General features: G+C 40.9%; 19 protein-coding genes. 8 read left to right on the top strand and 11 right to left on the bottom strand.

Features of this window, described 5'->3' with window-relative positions:
* Positions 1–171 precede the first annotated feature (171 nt).
* From map to BMW59_RS05260, 7 genes are all read left to right on the top strand, one after another.
* Positions 172–942 carry a type I methionyl aminopeptidase gene (gene map / locus BMW59_RS05290; protein WP_093048320.1) on the top strand — a complete coding sequence of 257 codons (771 nt, stop codon included), beginning with the start codon at positions 172–174 and terminating at the stop codon, positions 940–942.
* A gap of 286 nt (positions 943–1228) precedes the next feature.
* Positions 1229–1726, top strand: coding sequence for a hypothetical protein (locus BMW59_RS05285; protein ID WP_245732951.1), 498 nt, complete (start codon positions 1229–1231; stop codon positions 1724–1726).
* Between the two features lie 188 nt (positions 1727–1914).
* Complete coding sequence (locus BMW59_RS05280; RefSeq protein WP_177174191.1) at positions 1915–2775, top strand: STAS domain-containing protein; 861 nt, start codon at positions 1915–1917, stop codon at positions 2773–2775.
* A gap of 107 nt (positions 2776–2882) precedes the next feature.
* A complete protein-coding gene (locus BMW59_RS05275) occupies positions 2883–3548 on the top strand; it encodes a CAP domain-containing protein (protein ID WP_093048315.1) in 666 nt (221 codons plus the stop codon).
* 292 nt (positions 3549–3840) lie between these two features.
* Complete coding sequence (locus tag BMW59_RS05270) at positions 3841–4299, top strand: GNAT family N-acetyltransferase (RefSeq protein ID WP_143051194.1); 459 nt, start codon at positions 3841–3843, stop codon at positions 4297–4299.
* 83 nt (positions 4300–4382) lie between these two features.
* Positions 4383–5240: a GNAT family N-acetyltransferase gene (locus BMW59_RS05265; protein ID WP_093048309.1), complete on the top strand. Its 858-nt coding sequence runs from the start codon at positions 4383–4385 to the stop codon at positions 5238–5240.
* Between the two features lie 166 nt (positions 5241–5406).
* Positions 5407–5727 carry a hypothetical protein gene (locus BMW59_RS05260; protein WP_093048306.1) on the top strand — a complete coding sequence of 107 codons (321 nt, stop codon included), beginning with the start codon at positions 5407–5409 and terminating at the stop codon, positions 5725–5727.
* An 832-nt stretch (positions 5728–6559) separates the two neighbouring features.
* On the opposite strand, the gene splB is transcribed toward BMW59_RS05260, so the two are convergent.
* From splB to BMW59_RS05205, 11 genes are all read right to left on the bottom strand, one after another.
* The gene (gene splB / locus BMW59_RS05255; protein WP_093048302.1) at positions 6560–7588 is read right to left on the bottom strand and encodes a spore photoproduct lyase; all 1029 of its coding nucleotides are present in this window, start codon (positions 7586–7588) and stop codon (positions 6560–6562) included.
* On the bottom strand, positions 7585–7863 hold the full coding sequence (locus tag BMW59_RS05250) for a transcriptional regulator SplA domain-containing protein (RefSeq protein ID WP_093048299.1): 279 nt from the start codon (positions 7861–7863) through the stop codon (positions 7585–7587). The genes splB and BMW59_RS05250 overlap by 4 nt, the downstream gene beginning before the upstream one ends.
* 130 nt (positions 7864–7993) lie before the next feature.
* Positions 7994–8338, bottom strand: coding sequence for a phasin family protein (locus tag BMW59_RS05245; RefSeq protein ID WP_093048296.1), 345 nt, complete (start codon positions 8336–8338; stop codon positions 7994–7996).
* A gap of 30 nt (positions 8339–8368) precedes the next feature.
* On the bottom strand, positions 8369–10006 hold the full coding sequence (locus tag BMW59_RS05240) for an ABC1 kinase family protein (protein ID WP_093048293.1): 1638 nt from the start codon (positions 10004–10006) through the stop codon (positions 8369–8371).
* Positions 10007–10175: 169 nt separating this feature from the next.
* Entirely contained in the window at positions 10176–11591 is a 1416-nt protein-coding gene (gene treP, locus BMW59_RS05235) for a PTS system trehalose-specific EIIBC component (protein ID WP_093048290.1), read from the bottom strand.
* 169 nt (positions 11592–11760) lie between these two features.
* A complete protein-coding gene (locus BMW59_RS05230; protein WP_093048287.1) occupies positions 11761–12771 on the bottom strand; it encodes an ABC transporter permease subunit in 1011 nt (336 codons plus the stop codon).
* Positions 12761–13660, bottom strand: a complete 900-nt coding sequence (locus tag BMW59_RS05225) for an ABC transporter ATP-binding protein (protein ID WP_245732950.1) — start codon at positions 13658–13660, stop codon at positions 12761–12763. The genes BMW59_RS05230 and BMW59_RS05225 overlap by 11 nt, the downstream gene beginning before the upstream one ends.
* Positions 13626–14021 (bottom strand): GntR family transcriptional regulator, encoded by a 396-nt coding sequence (locus tag BMW59_RS05220; RefSeq protein WP_093048280.1) that lies wholly within the window; start codon positions 14019–14021, stop codon positions 13626–13628. The genes BMW59_RS05225 and BMW59_RS05220 overlap by 35 nt, the downstream gene beginning before the upstream one ends.
* A gap of 222 nt (positions 14022–14243) precedes the next feature.
* Entirely contained in the window at positions 14244–14999 is a 756-nt protein-coding gene (locus tag BMW59_RS05215; RefSeq protein ID WP_093048277.1) for an energy-coupling factor ABC transporter ATP-binding protein, read from the bottom strand.
* Entirely contained in the window at positions 14996–15694 is a 699-nt protein-coding gene (locus BMW59_RS05210; protein WP_093048274.1) for an ABC transporter permease, read from the bottom strand. The genes BMW59_RS05215 and BMW59_RS05210 overlap by 4 nt, the downstream gene beginning before the upstream one ends.
* Before the next feature lie 21 nt (positions 15695–15715).
* Positions 15716–16567 carry an ABC transporter substrate-binding protein gene (locus BMW59_RS05205; protein WP_093048271.1) on the bottom strand — a complete coding sequence of 284 codons (852 nt, stop codon included), beginning with the start codon at positions 16565–16567 and terminating at the stop codon, positions 15716–15718.
* A gap of 251 nt (positions 16568–16818) precedes the next feature.
* Here BMW59_RS05205 and BMW59_RS05200 point away from each other — a divergent pair, with 251 nt between their 5' ends.
* A complete protein-coding gene (locus tag BMW59_RS05200) occupies positions 16819–17709 on the top strand; it encodes an NAD-dependent epimerase/dehydratase family protein (protein WP_093048268.1) in 891 nt (296 codons plus the stop codon).
* Positions 17710–17755 lie beyond the last annotated feature (46 nt).

Genomic DNA, 17755 nt, shown 5'->3' with positions numbered 1-17755 from the left:
AGTGTTGAAGTGGGTAAGCCGATATTGGTATGATAAGTCTTGGTAAAGCAGTTTATCAACTGACTGAGGTTCACAGGACGGTCTGTTCAAGAATAGTTTATTCTGTGAGAAATTGGGATGCTTAATAGGAATAAACAGTAAAAACATATTTTATAAAAAGGAGACCTTGTAATGATTCAACGTAAATCCGAACGTGAAATTGAACTGATGAAAGAAGCTGGCAAACTTGTGGCTAGCCTGCATCGGAAGCTGGCGACCATGGTTCAGCCTGGAATAACCACAATGGAACTGGATGAGTTTGTGGAGAAGACTTTAAAAGAATTCGGGGCTACCGCTGCACAAAAGGGTTATCACGGTTATGAATACGCCACATGCGCCTCTGTTAATGATGAAATTTGCCACGGCTTCCCCCGTAAAAAGCCGCTAAAAGAAGGGGATCTTCTCACGATGGATTTTGTAGTTGACTTGAATGGGGGGTTAGCTGATTCAGCCTGGACCTATCCTGTTGGGGAAGTATCTGAAGAGATTAAACAATTAAACCGCGTGACAAAAGAAGCGTTATATAAAGGTATTGAAGCGGCTAAATCAGGAAACCGGGTGGGGGATATTGGAGCCGCCATCCAGTCATATGTGGAGCCTTATGGCTATGGAATTGTCAGGGATTTTGCAGGCCACGGGATCGGGCCGACCATTCATGAAGAACCAAATATTCCGCATTTCGGACAGCCTGGGAGAGGAAAAAGGCTGAAAGAAGGAATGGCCATTACGATCGAGCCGATGATTAACATGGGAGTATGGCAATCAAAAATGGATGATAACGGTTGGACCGCCAGAACTCAGGACGGTTCAATATCCACCCAATATGAACACACGCTGGTTATAACAAATGACAAACCGATCATTACTACAGACCAAAGTCAGCCGGGTCTGTTTGATTTGTAAAATGAAGATATAAAGCGGCTTGCCGCCAGTCACAGATAAGCTTCTTTATTTCTTGCCGGGAATACAGAGGACTGTATGTACCAGGGGCGGGTTCTTGCTTTATAGCTCCTTATTACAGATTGTGCTTAACCCACGCATAAAGAAGACACTCCTTTTAAATGAGAAGTGAGCGATTATCCTTATTCTCCATTTCTTATCTTTACTTAAGGTTTTTGCTATATAGGCAAGCACCATGGTTTTCAGTCTTTCATAGTCTGTATTGAAAGATAGGAAAGGAGAGGCTATTGTGTACAATCGACAAATTTTCAACTGGCTATTTCCCTCTCAACCAGGCCAATTTGGTACGGGCGGTGGAGGTTTAGGATCTTTATTTGGATTTGGTCCGCCGGGACCACCGCCGGGGACGGCGTTTGGCCCTCCAGGAGGTCCGGGACCGGGATTTGGTCCTCCAGGAGGTACTCCACCGGGATTTGGCCCGCCAGGGGGACCGCCGCCGGGACCGGGATTTGGTCCTTCAGGGGGACCGCCTCCAGGTCCGCCACCTGCTACACCGCCACCGACAGGCCCAGAGGGAATAGGAGTGTTCGCAGTAGACCCGGGAGCTTTTAGGAGGTGCTTGTACCGGTACACTTACGTGGTCTTAGTTGACGGCCGGCGTTTCTGGTTCTGGCCTACATTTATAGGCCGCACTTCTGTGGCAGGCTACCGCTGGAGACCAAGGCAATTCAGATGGGTGTACTTTGGCATCGACGCAAACCAGATCAGATCCTTTCAATGTACGTAAAGCATCCAAAAAATGGGGGGACAGTCCCCCCCGTTTTTGGAAAATATTCTTTTGTATTGTAAGGCTGTCTGTTAACTTACAGTATAAGAAAATATTACAATGTTTTCTTTTAAAAAACAGGTTTTAAAGTGAGTTAGCTGTGGTAAATTAATATGATAGAGAATTCAACAAGATGGGAGGCATTTAAAATGGCGGGGGATTTTATTGCAACACTTGGTCAAAAAATTTTAGAAAATGAGGAAAACCTGGCCTACCGCATTAGGGACCTTTATTATGAAGAATATGAGAAAGACGCCAGAGATTTAAATGAAAATGAGTCTCAGTACAATATGGTGGAATTATTACATAGGATAGGGAAAACTCTATTAGAAAATAATGGACAGGATACAAATTCTTCTATTGAAGAATGGGGCGCAACATTTGGAAAAACAGCGGTTCAATCAGGTGTAGCAATTGATAAAGCGATGCTTGGGCTTCCGTTTTTCAGAAAAGTTATGGAAGAATTAATTCGCTCAGAATTTAAAAAAACAGACAGGCCGGTGGAGGATTATTTTCAAGCGGTGGATTATATAAATCCGATAGTCGACAGGACAATTTATGCTTTTAGCCACGCATATGTTGAATATAATGAAGATACTTTTAAGAAGGCTAAGGAAGAATTAACGGAATTATCTGTTCCTGTGGTTCCTTTAACAAAAGAAGTTGCCATTTTACCGATTATTGGGACAATTGATACTCACCGGTCTAAAGAATTACTCGATAAATCGCTTAACCGGGGACGCGAACTGGAGTTGGCGTATTTGATTGTTGATTTATCCGGCGTCGATATTATTGATACCGCTATTGCTCATAATTTATTTCAGTTGAATGACGCCTTGCGTGTAATTGGTGTGACAGCTATTTTCTCAGGGTTGAGACCGGAGCTTGCTCAAACGATCGTTAATTTAGGTATTTCATTTGAGAATATGAGAGTGGTCAGTGACCTTGAACAGGCTTTAACAGTAACTGGGCTTAAAATAAAAGAAAACAATCCAAATTTAACTATTTAAAGTAAATATATCTGCAGTTCCCATAATCTGCTTTATGGAAATTTTTTCCCCTTTGCCAAAAGGGGTTTTTTTTATGTCATAATAATCGCCATGGAGGTGTTTCACAGATGTTAAAAAAAATTATGACATCATTTTTGGTTTTAGGTTTAGTGTTTCCTCTGTTTGTTTCAAATGCTGAAGCAAACACAACTCATCAAGTCAGATCTGGAGATACTTTATGGCTGATTTCCCTTCAATATGATCTTTCATTCTCAGATCTGTTGTCGGCTAACCGTCAAATTTCCAATCCAAATGTGATTTACCCGGGACAGCGGGTGGCCATTCCAACAAATAATAACAGCCAGGCTGCACCACAGCAGACTTCTGCAGAGCAAGTGTCCAGTCAGCTTTCTCAGTTTGAACGGGAAGTGATCCGTTTAACAAATGTAGAAAGACAAAATAGAGGATTAACTCCTTTGCAAATTGACGAGGAAGTTTCGAAGGTTGCCAGAATAAAGTCTCAGGATATGAGGGACCGGGGATATTTTTCCCATCAGAGCCCGACATACGGAAGCCCGTTTGATATGTTAAGGAGCTACGGAGTGTCTTACAGGGCGGCTGGAGAAAATATTGCAGCAGGCCAAAGAACACCTCAGCAAGTTGTCCAAGCCTGGATGAATTCCCAGGGCCACAGACAAAACATATTGAACAGAAATTATACACACATAGGTGTGGGCCATGTCCAAGGCGGCTCATACGGTCATTACTGGACGCAAATGTTTATAAGTAAATAAATTCTCTTAAAAGACCGGTTTATAAATTATGAGCCGGTCTTTTCCATGTTTGGCTCTTGCAAGTTTCACAGAAAAAGTAAGTACAACCTCCTGTCGCCTCGAAAGTTCTTTAATAAACCTCTCCAGTGTCCCTCCCAAACATCTTTTCTAAAAAAATTACCTGTTTCCACACACATATATAGGATTGAATATTTGCTTGAATTTACCTAAAAAATTTAAAAATAATGGAGGAAGAAGTGGAAAAAGGTATAATAGAATAAGAGGAACTGCCGTAATAGAAAGGGTGGGAGAAATGTTTGAATGGAAATGGATGACGAATGATGCAGCTTTGGAGATAGCAGAGTGGGAATACGAAGAACCGTATTCATTTTATAATTTGCAAAATGATGTGGATGATTTAGATGAGTTTTTAAATCCGTTCCGGTGGAACCATTATGCTGCGATTTATGAAAAAAATGAGCTGGTTGGTTTTTATACATTCAACCCTCTAAACCTCGAAGAAGTGGAGATTGGCTTAGGGTTACGTCCGGATTTAACAGGTAAGGGGAAGGGCGTTCCATTTGTGGACTATGCTCTTGCCGTGGCAGTAAAATGGTATGACCCTAAAAAACTGATAGTAAAGGTGGCAGAATTTAATGAGAGAGCCATGGCAGTTTATGAGAAGGCAGGCTTTCAAAAGACTGACCACTTTATGCAGCATACAAATGGAGAAGAGGTCCCATTTGTACGTATGGAAAAAAAGGTTTTATAAAACGACATGGATGATTAGAAGGATATTCTTGTGTTGTTCTTGAAGTATTTAACAGGTAAATCAAGCTGGAAGGAGGGCTAATTATGAAATTCACCCGGTATGATTCTGCCTCTCTTATTTTAAATAGAGCAGAGGATTTCCTTTTGAAAAAAGAAGTGACCCATAATCTTCCTCTCGGTATACTCCGGCAATTTTCTAAAGAAGAAGAGAGATCACCGGACTATTCCAAAGATATTTTCATGGCAGCAGGGGAAAATGATAAAAGAGAAGTGGAAGTGGTGATGGTAAGAACACCTCCGAGAAACCTGATTATTTGTGGAACGGGCTCAGGAGTGGAAAAGGCAGCCCGCTGGTTAGCTGAAGAAGGAACGGAGCTGCCAGGAGTGGTAGGCTGCTCAAATACAGCTAAAGCTTTCTCCGAGGAATGGGCTAAATTAACATCCTGCCGTGTGGAGCAGGCTATGAAACAAAAGATATACCAGCTGCAGGAACTTAAAAGTTTCCAAAGAAATCCCGGGAGGTTAACTTACGCAACTGAAGACGATATCGCATTAGTTTTAGCGTGGACAAAAGAATTTGAAGAAGAAGCTTTAGGGATAACAGAGCACCCTAATCTTGAAGAAACGGTTCGAAGGGAAATAAGGAACAATCAGGTTTACTTTTGGAGAGATGAACATTGCACGCCCGTTTCAATGGCTAAAAAAGGCAGAGAATTAAAAAATGGAGTGGTGGTTAATTTCGTTTACACTCCTGAAGAATACCAGCGGAAAGGTTATGCGACCAGCTGCGTAGGAGCCCTGAGTGAGCGTTTATTAAATGAGGGCTTTCGCTTTTGCAGTTTAAACACAGACGCTGAAAACCCTGCTTCTAATTCCATATATATGAAAATAGGCTATGAATCAGTAGGCGATGCTGCTGAATACAAATTTATTTATAATTGATAAACTTCACCCCAGTGAAGTTACTTTTTTGTAAATTACTGGGGGGTCTGTCCCCCCAGTAATTTCCTTTAAGGCACAAGCTGTCTGCAAAGTGGCAAACCGGCTGTTTATAAAGTATACTGGGATTGAAATTACAGTCTCTGCAGCCGCCAGGAGGATTAAGTCTTTGAATAAACGTAAGAAACGAATGAGAGAAAGAATTAAAGAAGGAAGAACCTCTTTTATTGTGAAAGAAGGTCTTTACCAGTTCGGAATTAAATTGTGGTTACTTTATATGCTTGTAAGTTTGATCATATCTTATCAGTTTGATTTTTCGGTCATGCTTTCAACTTCCGAACTGATAAGAAGCACAATATATCTCCTTGTTTTTCTAGCTATTGGAGCTTATTGGGGATTCATCTGGTTTCAGGTACATACATCTGAACAAAAGAGAGAAGAAGAGCTTAAAAAAGAAAAACCAGGCAAGAAAAAAAGAAATAGCAACTGAACGACTGTCTTTTAAACCTTTCCTGTCAAAGAGACAGGAAAACTTATAAAGCGCTGCTAAACTGCTTTAGCTTTTCAGGCTAAAGCAGTTTATTTTTTTCAAAGGGCAGCAGCAGAACCAAAGACGGGGTGAAAAAGAGCAACAGGTAGGTAGGTGCTACCGGTGTAGCACCAACAAACGTATCAGGAAGAAACAAAGAGGAAACGGCCGCATAAGCAAGCTAAAAAAGAGTAACAGAGAGGTAGGTGCTACGGGTGTAGCACTTATCACCTGCGACGAGCAAGCCGAAAGCGGCGCAGGAGCACCTAAAAATGTATCAGGAAGAAATCAGGAGGAAACGGCCGCATAAGCAATCTGAAAAAGAGTAACAGGTAGGTAGGTGCTACCGGTGTAGCACCTACAAACGTATCAGGAAGAAACAAAGAGGAAACGGCCGCATAAGCAAGCTAAAAAAGAGTAACAGAGAGGTAGGTGCTACGGGTGTAGCACCAACAAACGTATCAGGAAGAAATCAAGAGGAAACGGCCGCATAAGCAAGCTAAAAAAGAGTAACAGAGAGGTAGGTGCTACGGGTGTAGCACTTATCACCTGCGACGAGCAAGCCGAAAGCGGCGCAGGAGCACCTAAAAATGTATCAGGAAGAAATGAAGAGGAAACGGCCGCATAAGCAATCTGAAAAAGAGTAACAGGTAGGTAGGTGCTACGGGTGTAGCACCAACATGCTACCGGCGTAGCCCTCCCCACTTGCGACGAAGCAGAGCCACAAAAAACAGGAAACCGAGAGACAGCCCATCTTTGTCCCCGCGGTTTCCCTAATTAAATAAAAAAGTTTTTACGTAAAATATTCGATGGTGGCTTCAGGAAAAAATTGCTGTTGATACTCATACAGTGTTTTTTGAATATCTTCCTGCTCGTCACTTTGATATACGTACTTGCCAATTCCGTATTTTCCCCACTTATACTTCCTTTTTTCCTCGTCAAGCTCCAGTTTTGTCATAGGGTAATTTTTTTGAATGACCCGCTTGGCCGGCTTTGTAAAACGGTGCTGGATCAGTTCGAATGTCAGATCATCCAAGGCATAGGCAGGGAGCTCGTCATAGAGCTTTTCAAACATTTCCTTATACCCTTTTTTCCACCCTTCGTGTAAATAAATAGGTGCAATGATAAAACCAAGAGGATAGCCAGCTTTGGCTGCTTTAGCTGCCGCGCCGATTCTTTCATTGAGAGGAGAGGTTCCTTGTTCAAAGCTTTTTATCACATAATCTGCATTGATGCTGAAACGAAAACGCGTTTTTCCTTGATGGTCCGCATCCAGTAAGTGATCAATATGATGATACTTGGTCACAAACCGCAGTTTTCCATATTTGGACTTACCGAAGTATTCGATGGCATGTTTTAAAGAGTGTGTTAAATGGTCAATTCCTACGATATCAGACGTACATGCTGCTTCGAAACGGGTTTCTTCCGGCGCGCGCTCTTTCATATATTGTTCAGCCGCCTCAAAAATTTCGTCTGTGTTTACATATGTCCTTATATAAGGCTTGCTTCCCATAGTCGTTTGAAGATAACAATACTGACAGTGGCCCATACACCCGGTTGCCAGAGGAATAGCATATTCGGCTGACGGCTTGGATGTGTCAAATTTGAGTGTTTTTCTCACACCGACAACCAGTGTGGACTTTGCATTCCTATATTTTTGTAAATCATTTTTGCCCGGGATATCTCTTACCTGATTATGGGAAGTAGTTTTTCTTATTTCAATTCCCATCTCTGTAAATTTTTTCTTCAGTTGAACCCCGGCTGGATATTCAAGTGCGCCAGGCTCTATATAAACAAGCTGAGGGACGAAAGGTTTTATCATAATCTGTATACCTCATGAATTGGGTTGAAATCCAGCTCCTCATCATTTGGATTAAAAATATCCCTGTAGACTTCTTCAGCTTCTTCATAACTTGGGAACATTGCGAAATCGTCAGTTAGAGGATAATATTCATCTCTAAAAAAAAGTGAAAGCTCCCCTGGGTGATAAGGATTATCTATAATATAAGCTTCCTGGATATGAGCAACAGATTGTGTATGGGGGTTTCGTTGAATAATATAAACCTTGTCTCCGGCGTGGAGTTTTTCAATAGTCATTTTCACCCTCCTTTACTTTAAGCAGTCTTTATAACTATAGCTTGACAGCAAAGGTACGTGAATATTCAAGGAAAAATTTCACCATCTTGTCAGCACAAAAAAGCAGCAGTCTGGCAGACTGCTGCTTTAATTAAAATTCGCTTTGATTGTCATCATTCGTTTGTTTGTTATCATGTTCCAGCTGCATGATTTTCTGCTCAAGTACTTCTACTTTTTGTTTAAGCTGTAAGTGTTCGTCTCTTGAAACAATGTTTAAATCTTCCATTACTGAACGCATTCTCTCTTTAGAGCGGGTAGACCATTGTTCTTCCGTTTCCTCTCCTTTTTTTAAGAGGGATTGATATAATTCATCTGCCTCTTTAGGAGTCACTTTCCCTTTTGATAAAAGGTCGTCAATATACTTTTCCACTTTTTCCTTACTTGATACGGCAGCGCCTAATCCTAATAAAAATCCTGTTTTTAATAAGTTGCTCATTTGGTTGCCCTCCTTTAAATAATTTCCCGCTTATCTTCGAAATTTATCCACCCAGCGTTTATGCAAGATAAACGTTAAGATACTTATTATAAAAGAAATAATTGTCAAAACTGACGTGACGAGCAGAAGATAAGAATGCGCCATTATAATAGAAACCAATAAAAATACTAAAGACAGCAGAAAAGTTAAAGCGGAAATACCGGCCATCATCAACTGGCGCTGATGGTCAAATTGTCTCCATTGCCGGCGTTCTTCCGATCTTCTCTGATATGTTGGAGCTTCAAGCCACTCATTTATATTACGGGGAAGCGATAGTAAAGGTTTCGCTGAATCCTTAATAACCTGCATTTTAAGGCTTCCCGTATCTTCATTGTTCTCTTCAAGCCACTGTGTGACAACAGGTTTCCCCAAAGACATAAAATCGATGTCAGGATCGATAATTGTCAAAACACCCAGTCCTATTGAAGCTGCACGGCCTAGAAAAGCGAATTCGGCAGGCAACTGGATAGGCTGTTCGTGGACAATTTCCTGAAGATCCCTAAAAATTTCCTGAACCACTTCTTCGTCAAGCTGTTTAATATCCTGTTCCAGATACATTTCCACATAAGTTCTCAGTAAAGACTGAAGCTTATATTTATTTGCATGGGGAAGGAGGAAGCCAAGCTCCTGCAACTGGCTGATTACCAGTTCATAATCATCAAGAACAAATCCTTGGATCATTTTTCTGATTTGCTGTGTTTCTTCCCTTGAAATCTCACCCACCATGCCAAAATCTATAATAACAATCATACCATCTTTTGTTATAAGAATATTTCCCTGATGAGGATCGGCGTGAAACATGCCGTAATCCAGCAGCTGATCGACGAAAAACTGAAATACTCTGCGGGCAGCTTCTTTCCGGTCAAGCTGATTCTCTTTTAAAAAGGAAATATCAGTCACTTTTCTTCCTTCCATCCATTCCATGACCAGCACTTTACGTGTACAGTAATCTTCATAAAACTGGGGGATATAATAATCATTGCTGTCATGAAACCTTTTCTGGAAATACTGGCCGTTTTTTAATTCTTTAGAGTAATTGAGCTCATTGCCGATAATGGTAACGACTTCTTTATAGAGGGCTTTCGCATCTATCTCTTTTCCCAATTTTGTAAAAGTGCTCGTTATCCATAAAACAATGCGCAACGCTTTAAAATCCGTATGAATAATTTTATTAATATTATGGCGCTGAATTTTAATGGCTACTTCCTGGCCGTTAATCAATTTACCTTTGTATACTTCTCCAATTGAAGCAGAAGCCACGGGTTTATCGCTGATCTCCGATAAATAATTTTCGATGGGCTGGCCCCATTCGTCTTCCAGTATTTTCTTGGATATGTCAGCAGGAACAGGCGGGACCTGATCGATGAGCCCGGAAAGCTCTTTTAAAAATACTTCCGGCATAATATCCGCTCTTGTACTGAGAAACTGTCCGACTTTAATCATCAAGCCTTCCAGTTTAATTGCCTTTTCCCTGTATTCTTCGGCTTGCTTTTTTAGAAGCTCTTCCCATTTTTCCTGAGTTTGGGCATCCCATGTTTTATTTCTTTTGTTAAAAAAATAAAGTTGAACGATAAATTTTATAAACATTCCTACAATAACCATTATACGATATAATGAGAAGTTTTTCACAATGGTCCTCCCTGTCAGACATAAACTGGATCTGTAACTAAATAATAACGCTGTCTTTTAAACTTTGTATACCCCTTTAAGAAAGAATGTATGTCAAAAAAAGAAAGGCCTTTCTGGAAAGGAACAATAAAAAGCGACTCTGCTTTCAGGCAGAGCCGCTCATCATGACTTAAATTTTTTCTTTAGAAACAAATTTTCCATAGAGATAAGTTAAAGTGAAAGGTACTATAAGCACAATAAACATACCTATGAAAAATGGCACCCAGTCCTGAGGGAAGATGGATAAGAATGCAGGGATTCCGCCAACACCGATGGCTGAGGCTAATACCCCGCTAATCGAAATAAACGTTCCGGCAATTGCTGAACCAATAATGGCACAGACGAACGGATACCTGTACCGAATATTAACCCCGAACATAGCAGGTTCCGTAACACCTAAATAAGCTGATACAGCTGATGTACCTGAAAGCCCTTTGAGATTTTCACTTCGGGACACAAACATCATTGCTAATGCGGCAGAACCCTGGGCGATGTTAGATAAAGCAAGGATCGGCCATAAGAACGTACCGTCGCCAGTTCCTGTGAGCTGCAGGTCGACAGCAAGAAAGGCGTGGTGCATCCCAGTGATAACTAAAGGTGCGTACATGATACCGTAAACTAAACCGCCTAAAGCAGGAAGGACATCAAACAACCATACAAATCCGCCGGTAATACCGTTACCTAACGCAAATGTCAGTGGACCAATAGCGACAAAAGTGATAAATCCTGTAGCTAAAAGTGCCACTGGAGCAACAACAAGGAGCTGGATAGCATCAGGAACCCGTTTTCGAAGGAAAAGTTCGATCTTCGATAAAATATAAGAAGCGAATAAAACAGGTAATACTTGTCCTTGATAGCCTATTGCTTCAACTTCAAGGCCAAACAGATTCCACATTGGCACGTCGCCGGCAGCCTGTGCATCTGCATAAGCCCAGGCATTCAACAAGTCAGGATGAACCATAATTAAACCAAGAACAATTCCGAGCAGATCGCTGCCCCCGAAACGCCTGACTGCTGACCAGCCGATCAAAGCGGGGAGGAAGGCAAAGGCTGCGCTTGCAATGATATTAATAATTTCAGCCATATCCGCCCATTGCGGATAAACTTCGATAAGTGCTTCGTCAAAGAAAATTCCTTCACCGGTTAAAATATTATTTAAACCAAGTAATAAACCGGCAGTTACAATCGCAGGTAAAATAGGTATAAAAATATCAGCTAATGTTTTGACCGCTTTTTGAAAAGGATTCATTTTTTTGGAACCTGCGGACTTCACATCATCTTTGGAAGATTCACCGATATCAGTCATAGCAACCATTTCCCGGTAAACCTGATCCACAGTCCCTTGTCCAATAATAACCTGAAACTGTCCGTTCGTGGAAAAAGACCCTTTAACTATATCAATAGATTCGAGCTTCTCAGAATCAACTTTAGATTCATCTTTTAAAGCAAAGCGAAGTCTTGTCACACAATGAGTCGCTTTATCAACGTTTTCTTCTCCTCCAATAGCTTCCAGGAGTTCACGAACTTGCTGTTCGTATTTTTGCATAAATTACCCTCCTAAATAAATCGTTTACATTAGAATCAAGAACATGTATATACAAATATCTTAGCTATCTCTATTATAATTTGTATATACATGTTTTGCAACCGTTTTATTTATATAAAATTTACTGGAAAAACCCCTGGCTGCCGCAGGTACTGGGAGATAAAAATGATTAAGGTTTTCCATAAAATTGAATATTCATTGTGACAATCCGCCTTCCAATCAATAAAGCAAACAATAAGAATGTAGTAAACCCGATCCAATACGCGATTATTCTTAAAGCATCAGCGCTCCAAGGAGCCAGCGCAGAGACAATCATCCCGCCTGCCAAAGAAATGCTTATTGTTATCCCGGTAAGAAATACAGGATTAAGAACTTTAAAAATTAAAAACTCTCCATTATGTTCAATTTTGTTTTTTTCGTAAAGATAAGTACTCAGCCAAAGAAAAAGCCCGGTAAAAATTAATGGAAGCACGACAGATAATATCTCTCCTGACTGATTAAAAACATAGTTGAATGGGGTTAAATAATTAATCCAGTCCGGCAAGCTGAAAATATATCGGAAATGAACCTCTGTAAAAGATTGAATTAATGCAAACACCCCTTGAGGCAAGAAACCTAACAGGAAGGTCAGTCCGACCTGGGAGATCATTTCCCCTGTAAAGGTTCCAATCAATAGAGCGAAAGTAAAAAACATTATAAATCCTAAAAGCGGGCCCCAGAAAATCTCAATCCACGAAACGAGATAAAGGGCAGTCGAATAATCAGACTGATAAATAATAAAAAAAGCTGTAAAAAAATTAATAATATGAAAGAAAAAAATGGCTGAAACCCCGTAAAGCCACTTAGCTAAAAATAAATCTTTTCTCGAAAAAGGCAGTGAAAAAGTGAAATCGTTTCTTCTTGTATTCCTTTCTAATCCAATTAGCAAACATGCTAAAGCGATAATAGAAAAAGATAAAAAGACAGGCAGAGTCCCCTGTGAAAATATTTGCAGCACATCCCATTTTTGCACCTCATACACATATCCTTCTGCTTGATTGGCTTGTTCTTCTCTCTCTTTCCACGTTTCCAGAGACAGAACTGACTGAAACGGCATATGAATAATGAATAAAGCAAGAATAATCCATATAATCATTCTGGTCTGTTTATAATTCTGATACCAGAGAGCTTTATGAAACATTGCTGACACCGCCTAATTTAGCTACAAAAATGTCTTCAAGTAATAATGGCAGTTCTTCAAAGAGTAGGGGGTCTGTTTCTTCAATCATGTGTTGTAGCTTTGGATCATTTCTATCCATTATTACTGTGTAAACTCTTCCTGTCTGATCCAATATAGTAACCTCTTTTTTCAGGTTTTGAGGCATCGCTTCTTTAAAAACAAGCTGAACCTTTTTATACATTTCTTTCATTTCTTCAATCTCATATAGGCTGTCTACTTTTCCGTCTTTAATCATAATTATTTTATTTGCCATAAACTCCAGCTCATCCAGTCTGTGTGAGGAAATAATGATTGATACGTCTTTAGCGGCTACTTCTTCGACCAGAATTTGCAGCACCTGTTTTTTAACAATAACATCCAGCCCGTCAGTCGGTTCATCAAGCAATATATACTTGGCGCCTGTCGAGAAAGCAATGATAAGTGAGAAAAGTGCTTTCATTCCCTTAGAATAAGCACCTGTTTTTTTGACAAAGGGAAGGGAAAAGCGATCCATTAATCCATAAAAATACTCTTCATCAAACTTTGAATAAATATTTTTGTAAAGTGTTAAAATTTCCTTTGTGCTGTAATTTTTAAAAGCTTCCGAAGAATCCGGCACGAATATAACTTGTTCTTTTGTTTGAGGTTTTTTAAATATACTGTAACCATCAATTGTCACATCGCCTTTAGTTGGGTCGAGGATTCCGGTCATGGTGCGTAAAAGAGTTGTTTTTCCTGCCCCATTTCTTCCGGTTACGCCTATAATACTTCCTGTTTCAATTGAGAAATTGATATCGGACAATATGTGTTTGCCATGAATGGTTTTAGACAAGCCGCTAATTTTCATCTGTTTTTCCCTCCATTTCTTCATATACCTCTTCCAATAATTTAATAAGCTCTTTTTTGGAATACCCTGCATAATAATTTTCAATGACTGCTTCCTTTAAAGACTCTCTGATCGCCTTTAATCTGCCAGGATCGCTTGTACGGTCTGTTTTTTTTGAAATAAATGTTCCCCGGCCGCGGACGGTAACGATGATCCCTTGCCGTTCCAGTTCCTGGTAAGCTTTACTGACCGTATTCGGGTTTATAACCATATGTGAAGATAGTTCTCTTACAGAGGGCAGCCTTTCATCAGGGGTAAGCAACCCCTTGGCGCACATCTCTTTAACTTGTTGAATGATTTGTTCATATAAAGGAGCATTACTTTTCGTGTCAATATGAAAAAACATCACTGTCCCCGCCTTTAATTAACAGGTGCCTTAACAGAAACACCTGAAAGTGTATTAAGGATATTAGTACACCTATAGTCTAAAGAGGGACAAATAACGGCGTCAAGGAAAATTTAAAGAGGGAAGGGAGTATTTGAAGGGCGATAATAATGTGAGGATTGCTCAAAAGGATAAGGGTTTATCCGTCCTGTAAGCACCAGAAGAGGAGGGACGGATAACGGATTAGTAAAAGGTAAAGGCCTGGTTTTGACGGGCTTTTTTCCAGGGCGAAAGAAATTTATTTAAGTCAGAGGAAGGGTGCTGGAATACAGTTTTTGCATGACCTTGATCAGCTACTTTTCCTTTATATATATATATAAAATAACTGGCGAGGAATTCTATTTCGGTTAAATCATGGCTAATCATTAATACCGTAGTCTTAGTTTCGGTTAAAACGTCGCGTAAGGAGTCCAGCACATGCATTTTTGCAGGCACATCGAGGGCAGAGAATGGTTCATCTAAAAATAATACTTTTGGCTCCAGAACAAAAGCACGAGCAAGGTTCATCCTCTGTGCTTCTCCTCCGGAAAGGTTATGGGCTTTCTCCTGCGATAGGTGGGAAAGGTTAAACCGGGCAAGCCACTCCATCACCCGAAGGCGTTGTTCTATTGGGGAAACTTTCCGGAGTTTCAATCCGATTGCCACGTTATCATAAACTGTACCGACGAACCGGTAAGAGTGCTGGAAAACACACGCCCATTGCCTTCTTATATGAAGCTGTGGTTTTTTCAGGTTTACTTCTTTTCCCTTGTACGTGATACTGCCGTCTGATGGAAGTTCAAGCAAGCTGAGAGCGTTTAAGAGTGTAGATTTTCCGGCTCCGTTTTCACCCATGATGCCAATAATTTCGCCTTTTTGGACGTCAAGAGCGTCAAGGGAGATAATAGTTTTACCGGATTTCTTACATACAATATTCCTGTATTCCAAAAGCGGGGTCATACAGAGGCCTCCTTTTGCTGAAGTCTTAACAATACAAAGGTAAGTGCAAGCGCAATAGTCATTAGAATGAAAGAAAGAGCAAGGGCAATCTCAAAGTTGCCCCGCGATACCTCCATCACCATAGCAGTGGTAAGAATCCTTGTCTGCCCTTGTAAGTTGCCGCCGACCATCATAGCTGCCCCTACTTCAGCTAATACTCTGCCAAGACCCGCCATTACTGCGGCCCATAAACCGAATTGAGCCTGCTTCAAATAGAGCAGCAAAGTTTGAATTTTTGTAGGAGCGAGGGCTTTCAGTTGCAGCCTCGTCCCTTTGTCTATTTTTTTAAAAGATGAGTAAGAGAGAGAAATAAGGATAGGGAGTGAAACGACAATTTGAGCGAGTACGATGGCATTTGTTGTAAACAGCCATTGCCATTCACCGAGGGGGCCGGATCTCCACAGAAACATCGTCACCCATAATCCGGCCACTACTGGTGGAAGACCCATGCCTGCATGGCTTAACAGTAGAACGGCTTTTTTCCCGGGAAAAGATTTAAAGGTTAAAAGCATGCCGACAGGTACACCTAGAATTGTACTGATCAGAGTTGAAAAAAGGCAAACTTGCAGCGTGAGCCAGGTTATCTGGAGCACCTCACGATCAGCTGATAAAATCATATGCACAGCTTCAATAATACCTCTCCAGATTAATTCCACTCCCGGCACCTCCTACGTCTGTCAGTCTATTAAATGAGGGAAGAATAAAGGCTCTCCCCATTCGTCTATTCCATAATTTTTTATTATGCTCTGAGTATCGTCCCGTACAAAGAATGATACAAATGCTTCGCCAGCCTCAGCATTAATTTGATCTGACAAGTCAGGGTTCACCTGCATCACATGGTAAATGTTTTCCAGTGACTGGTCACCATCCACTAAAATAGAAAGAGGATCCAGCACATCTTTTAAATAAAGGAAGGTCCCGCGGTCTGACAGGGTGTAACCATCTTTTTCCGCAGTTATTCTGAGTGTATCTCCCATACCTTGTCCTGTTTCCTCATAAGCTTCAAATTCAGGTTCTATCTGCGCACTCTCCCATAAATCCAGTTCTTTAAAATGCGTTCCTGAATCGTCACCTCGGGAATAGAAAGAGTGGTTATCTTCTGCAATAGATGACAAGGCCTCATCAACAGGTAAACTGTTTATATTCGCCGGATCATCCTCAGGACCTAATATCACAAAGTCGTTATGCATGACTCTATGACGATTAATTACTGCGCCTTCCTCCTCCAGGACTTCTTCCTGAGCAGGGGCATGAACGAGCAGAACATCAGCTTCTCCATTTTCGCCCATAGCTAACGCCTGGCCTGAGCCGACTGAAATAATTTTAACATCCGTGCCCGTTTCTTCTTCAAATACAGGAACGAGTTCATCCAGCAACCCACTGTCATATGTACTGGTAGTAGTAGCTAAAATCATCTGCCCGCCAATGTCATCAGATTCCCCGCTTGCATTTTCTTCACTGTTTGCACAGCCTGCCAAAACTGTTAAGGCAAGCATTCCCATCATACACTTTGAAACTTGTTTCATCATTTGTCCCCCGCTCTCGAAATTTAATCCTTCACCTTCCACAGCCGTTATAAAGGCAGCGTCCTTGCCAGGAGTAAAGCGCGATATCTATTAAATTTTCTCATAAATAAAGCGGCCTTTCCATCAAATCTTTGACAATTCAGCTAATATCTGTACTTAAGATGGCGAATTAACGGAACGCTGTTATTTTCACTCCTGTTATACTAAAATAGACCAATAAGAATTGTCTGAATACGAATGATCGGAGTGATAAAATGAGAAAAATACTTGTTTTAGGCGGAACAAAGTTTTTTGGGAAAAGGCTGGTTCATAAACTATTAAACAATGGAGATGAAGTGGCTGTAGCTACAAGGGGAGAAACACCGCACCCATTTGGAGAACGGGTTCATCATATCAAGGTGGACAGATTTGACCGCGGGTCAATGGAAAAAGCATTTCAGGATGGAGAATGGGACGTCATTTATGATCAAATCTGCTTTTCTCCGGATGATGCTCTGGATGCCTGTGAAATTTTTGAAGGGAGAACAGACCGTTATGTATTAACCTCAACCTTATCTGTTTATGAGTTTAATGAGAAACCAGAAAAAAATGAAACAGATTTTGATCCTTATTCCCATGAATGGCGTTCAGGGAGAAAAGAACAATTTGATTACGGTGAAGGAAAACGCCAGGCTGAAGCAGTTTTTTTCCAGAAAGCAAAGTTTCCGGTAGCAGCACCTCGCCCGCCCGTAGTCTTTGGTCCGGATGATTATACTGAAAGACTTCATTACCATGCGCGAAAAGTATTAGCCGGGCAAAGAATCGGATTGGATCATCCGGAAGCAGCCGTATCATTTGTAGATTCAGACGATTTAGCAGAATTCCTTTACTGGACGGGCTTTCAGGAATTTACAGGACCGGTAAATTCATCTTCGCCAGATCAGATTACACTCGGCAAGATGATTGAATTAATTGAAACAGCGTCAGAAAAGAAAGCAGTTATAGAGCCAACCAGCAGCGGGGCAGAAAGTTCACCTTTAAATTTTCCGGTTTCGGCTTATCAGGATGTCTCTTTAGCTGAAGCAAATGGCTACAGCTTTAAACCTCTTTCTGAATGGTTTGAACCGCTTGTCCGGCAGATTGTAAAGGAAGAATCTACAAACTAGTTTCAGATAATAGACCTCGCCTTTGAAGGTGAGGTTTATTCTTATA

Origin of the sequence: Salipaludibacillus aurantiacus (genome assembly GCF_900111295.1) — a bacterium.
GTDB classification, from domain to species: Bacteria; Bacillota; Bacilli; order Bacillales; family Salisediminibacteriaceae; genus Salipaludibacillus; species Salipaludibacillus aurantiacus.
This window is presented reverse-complemented; position numbering and strand designations above follow the sequence as displayed.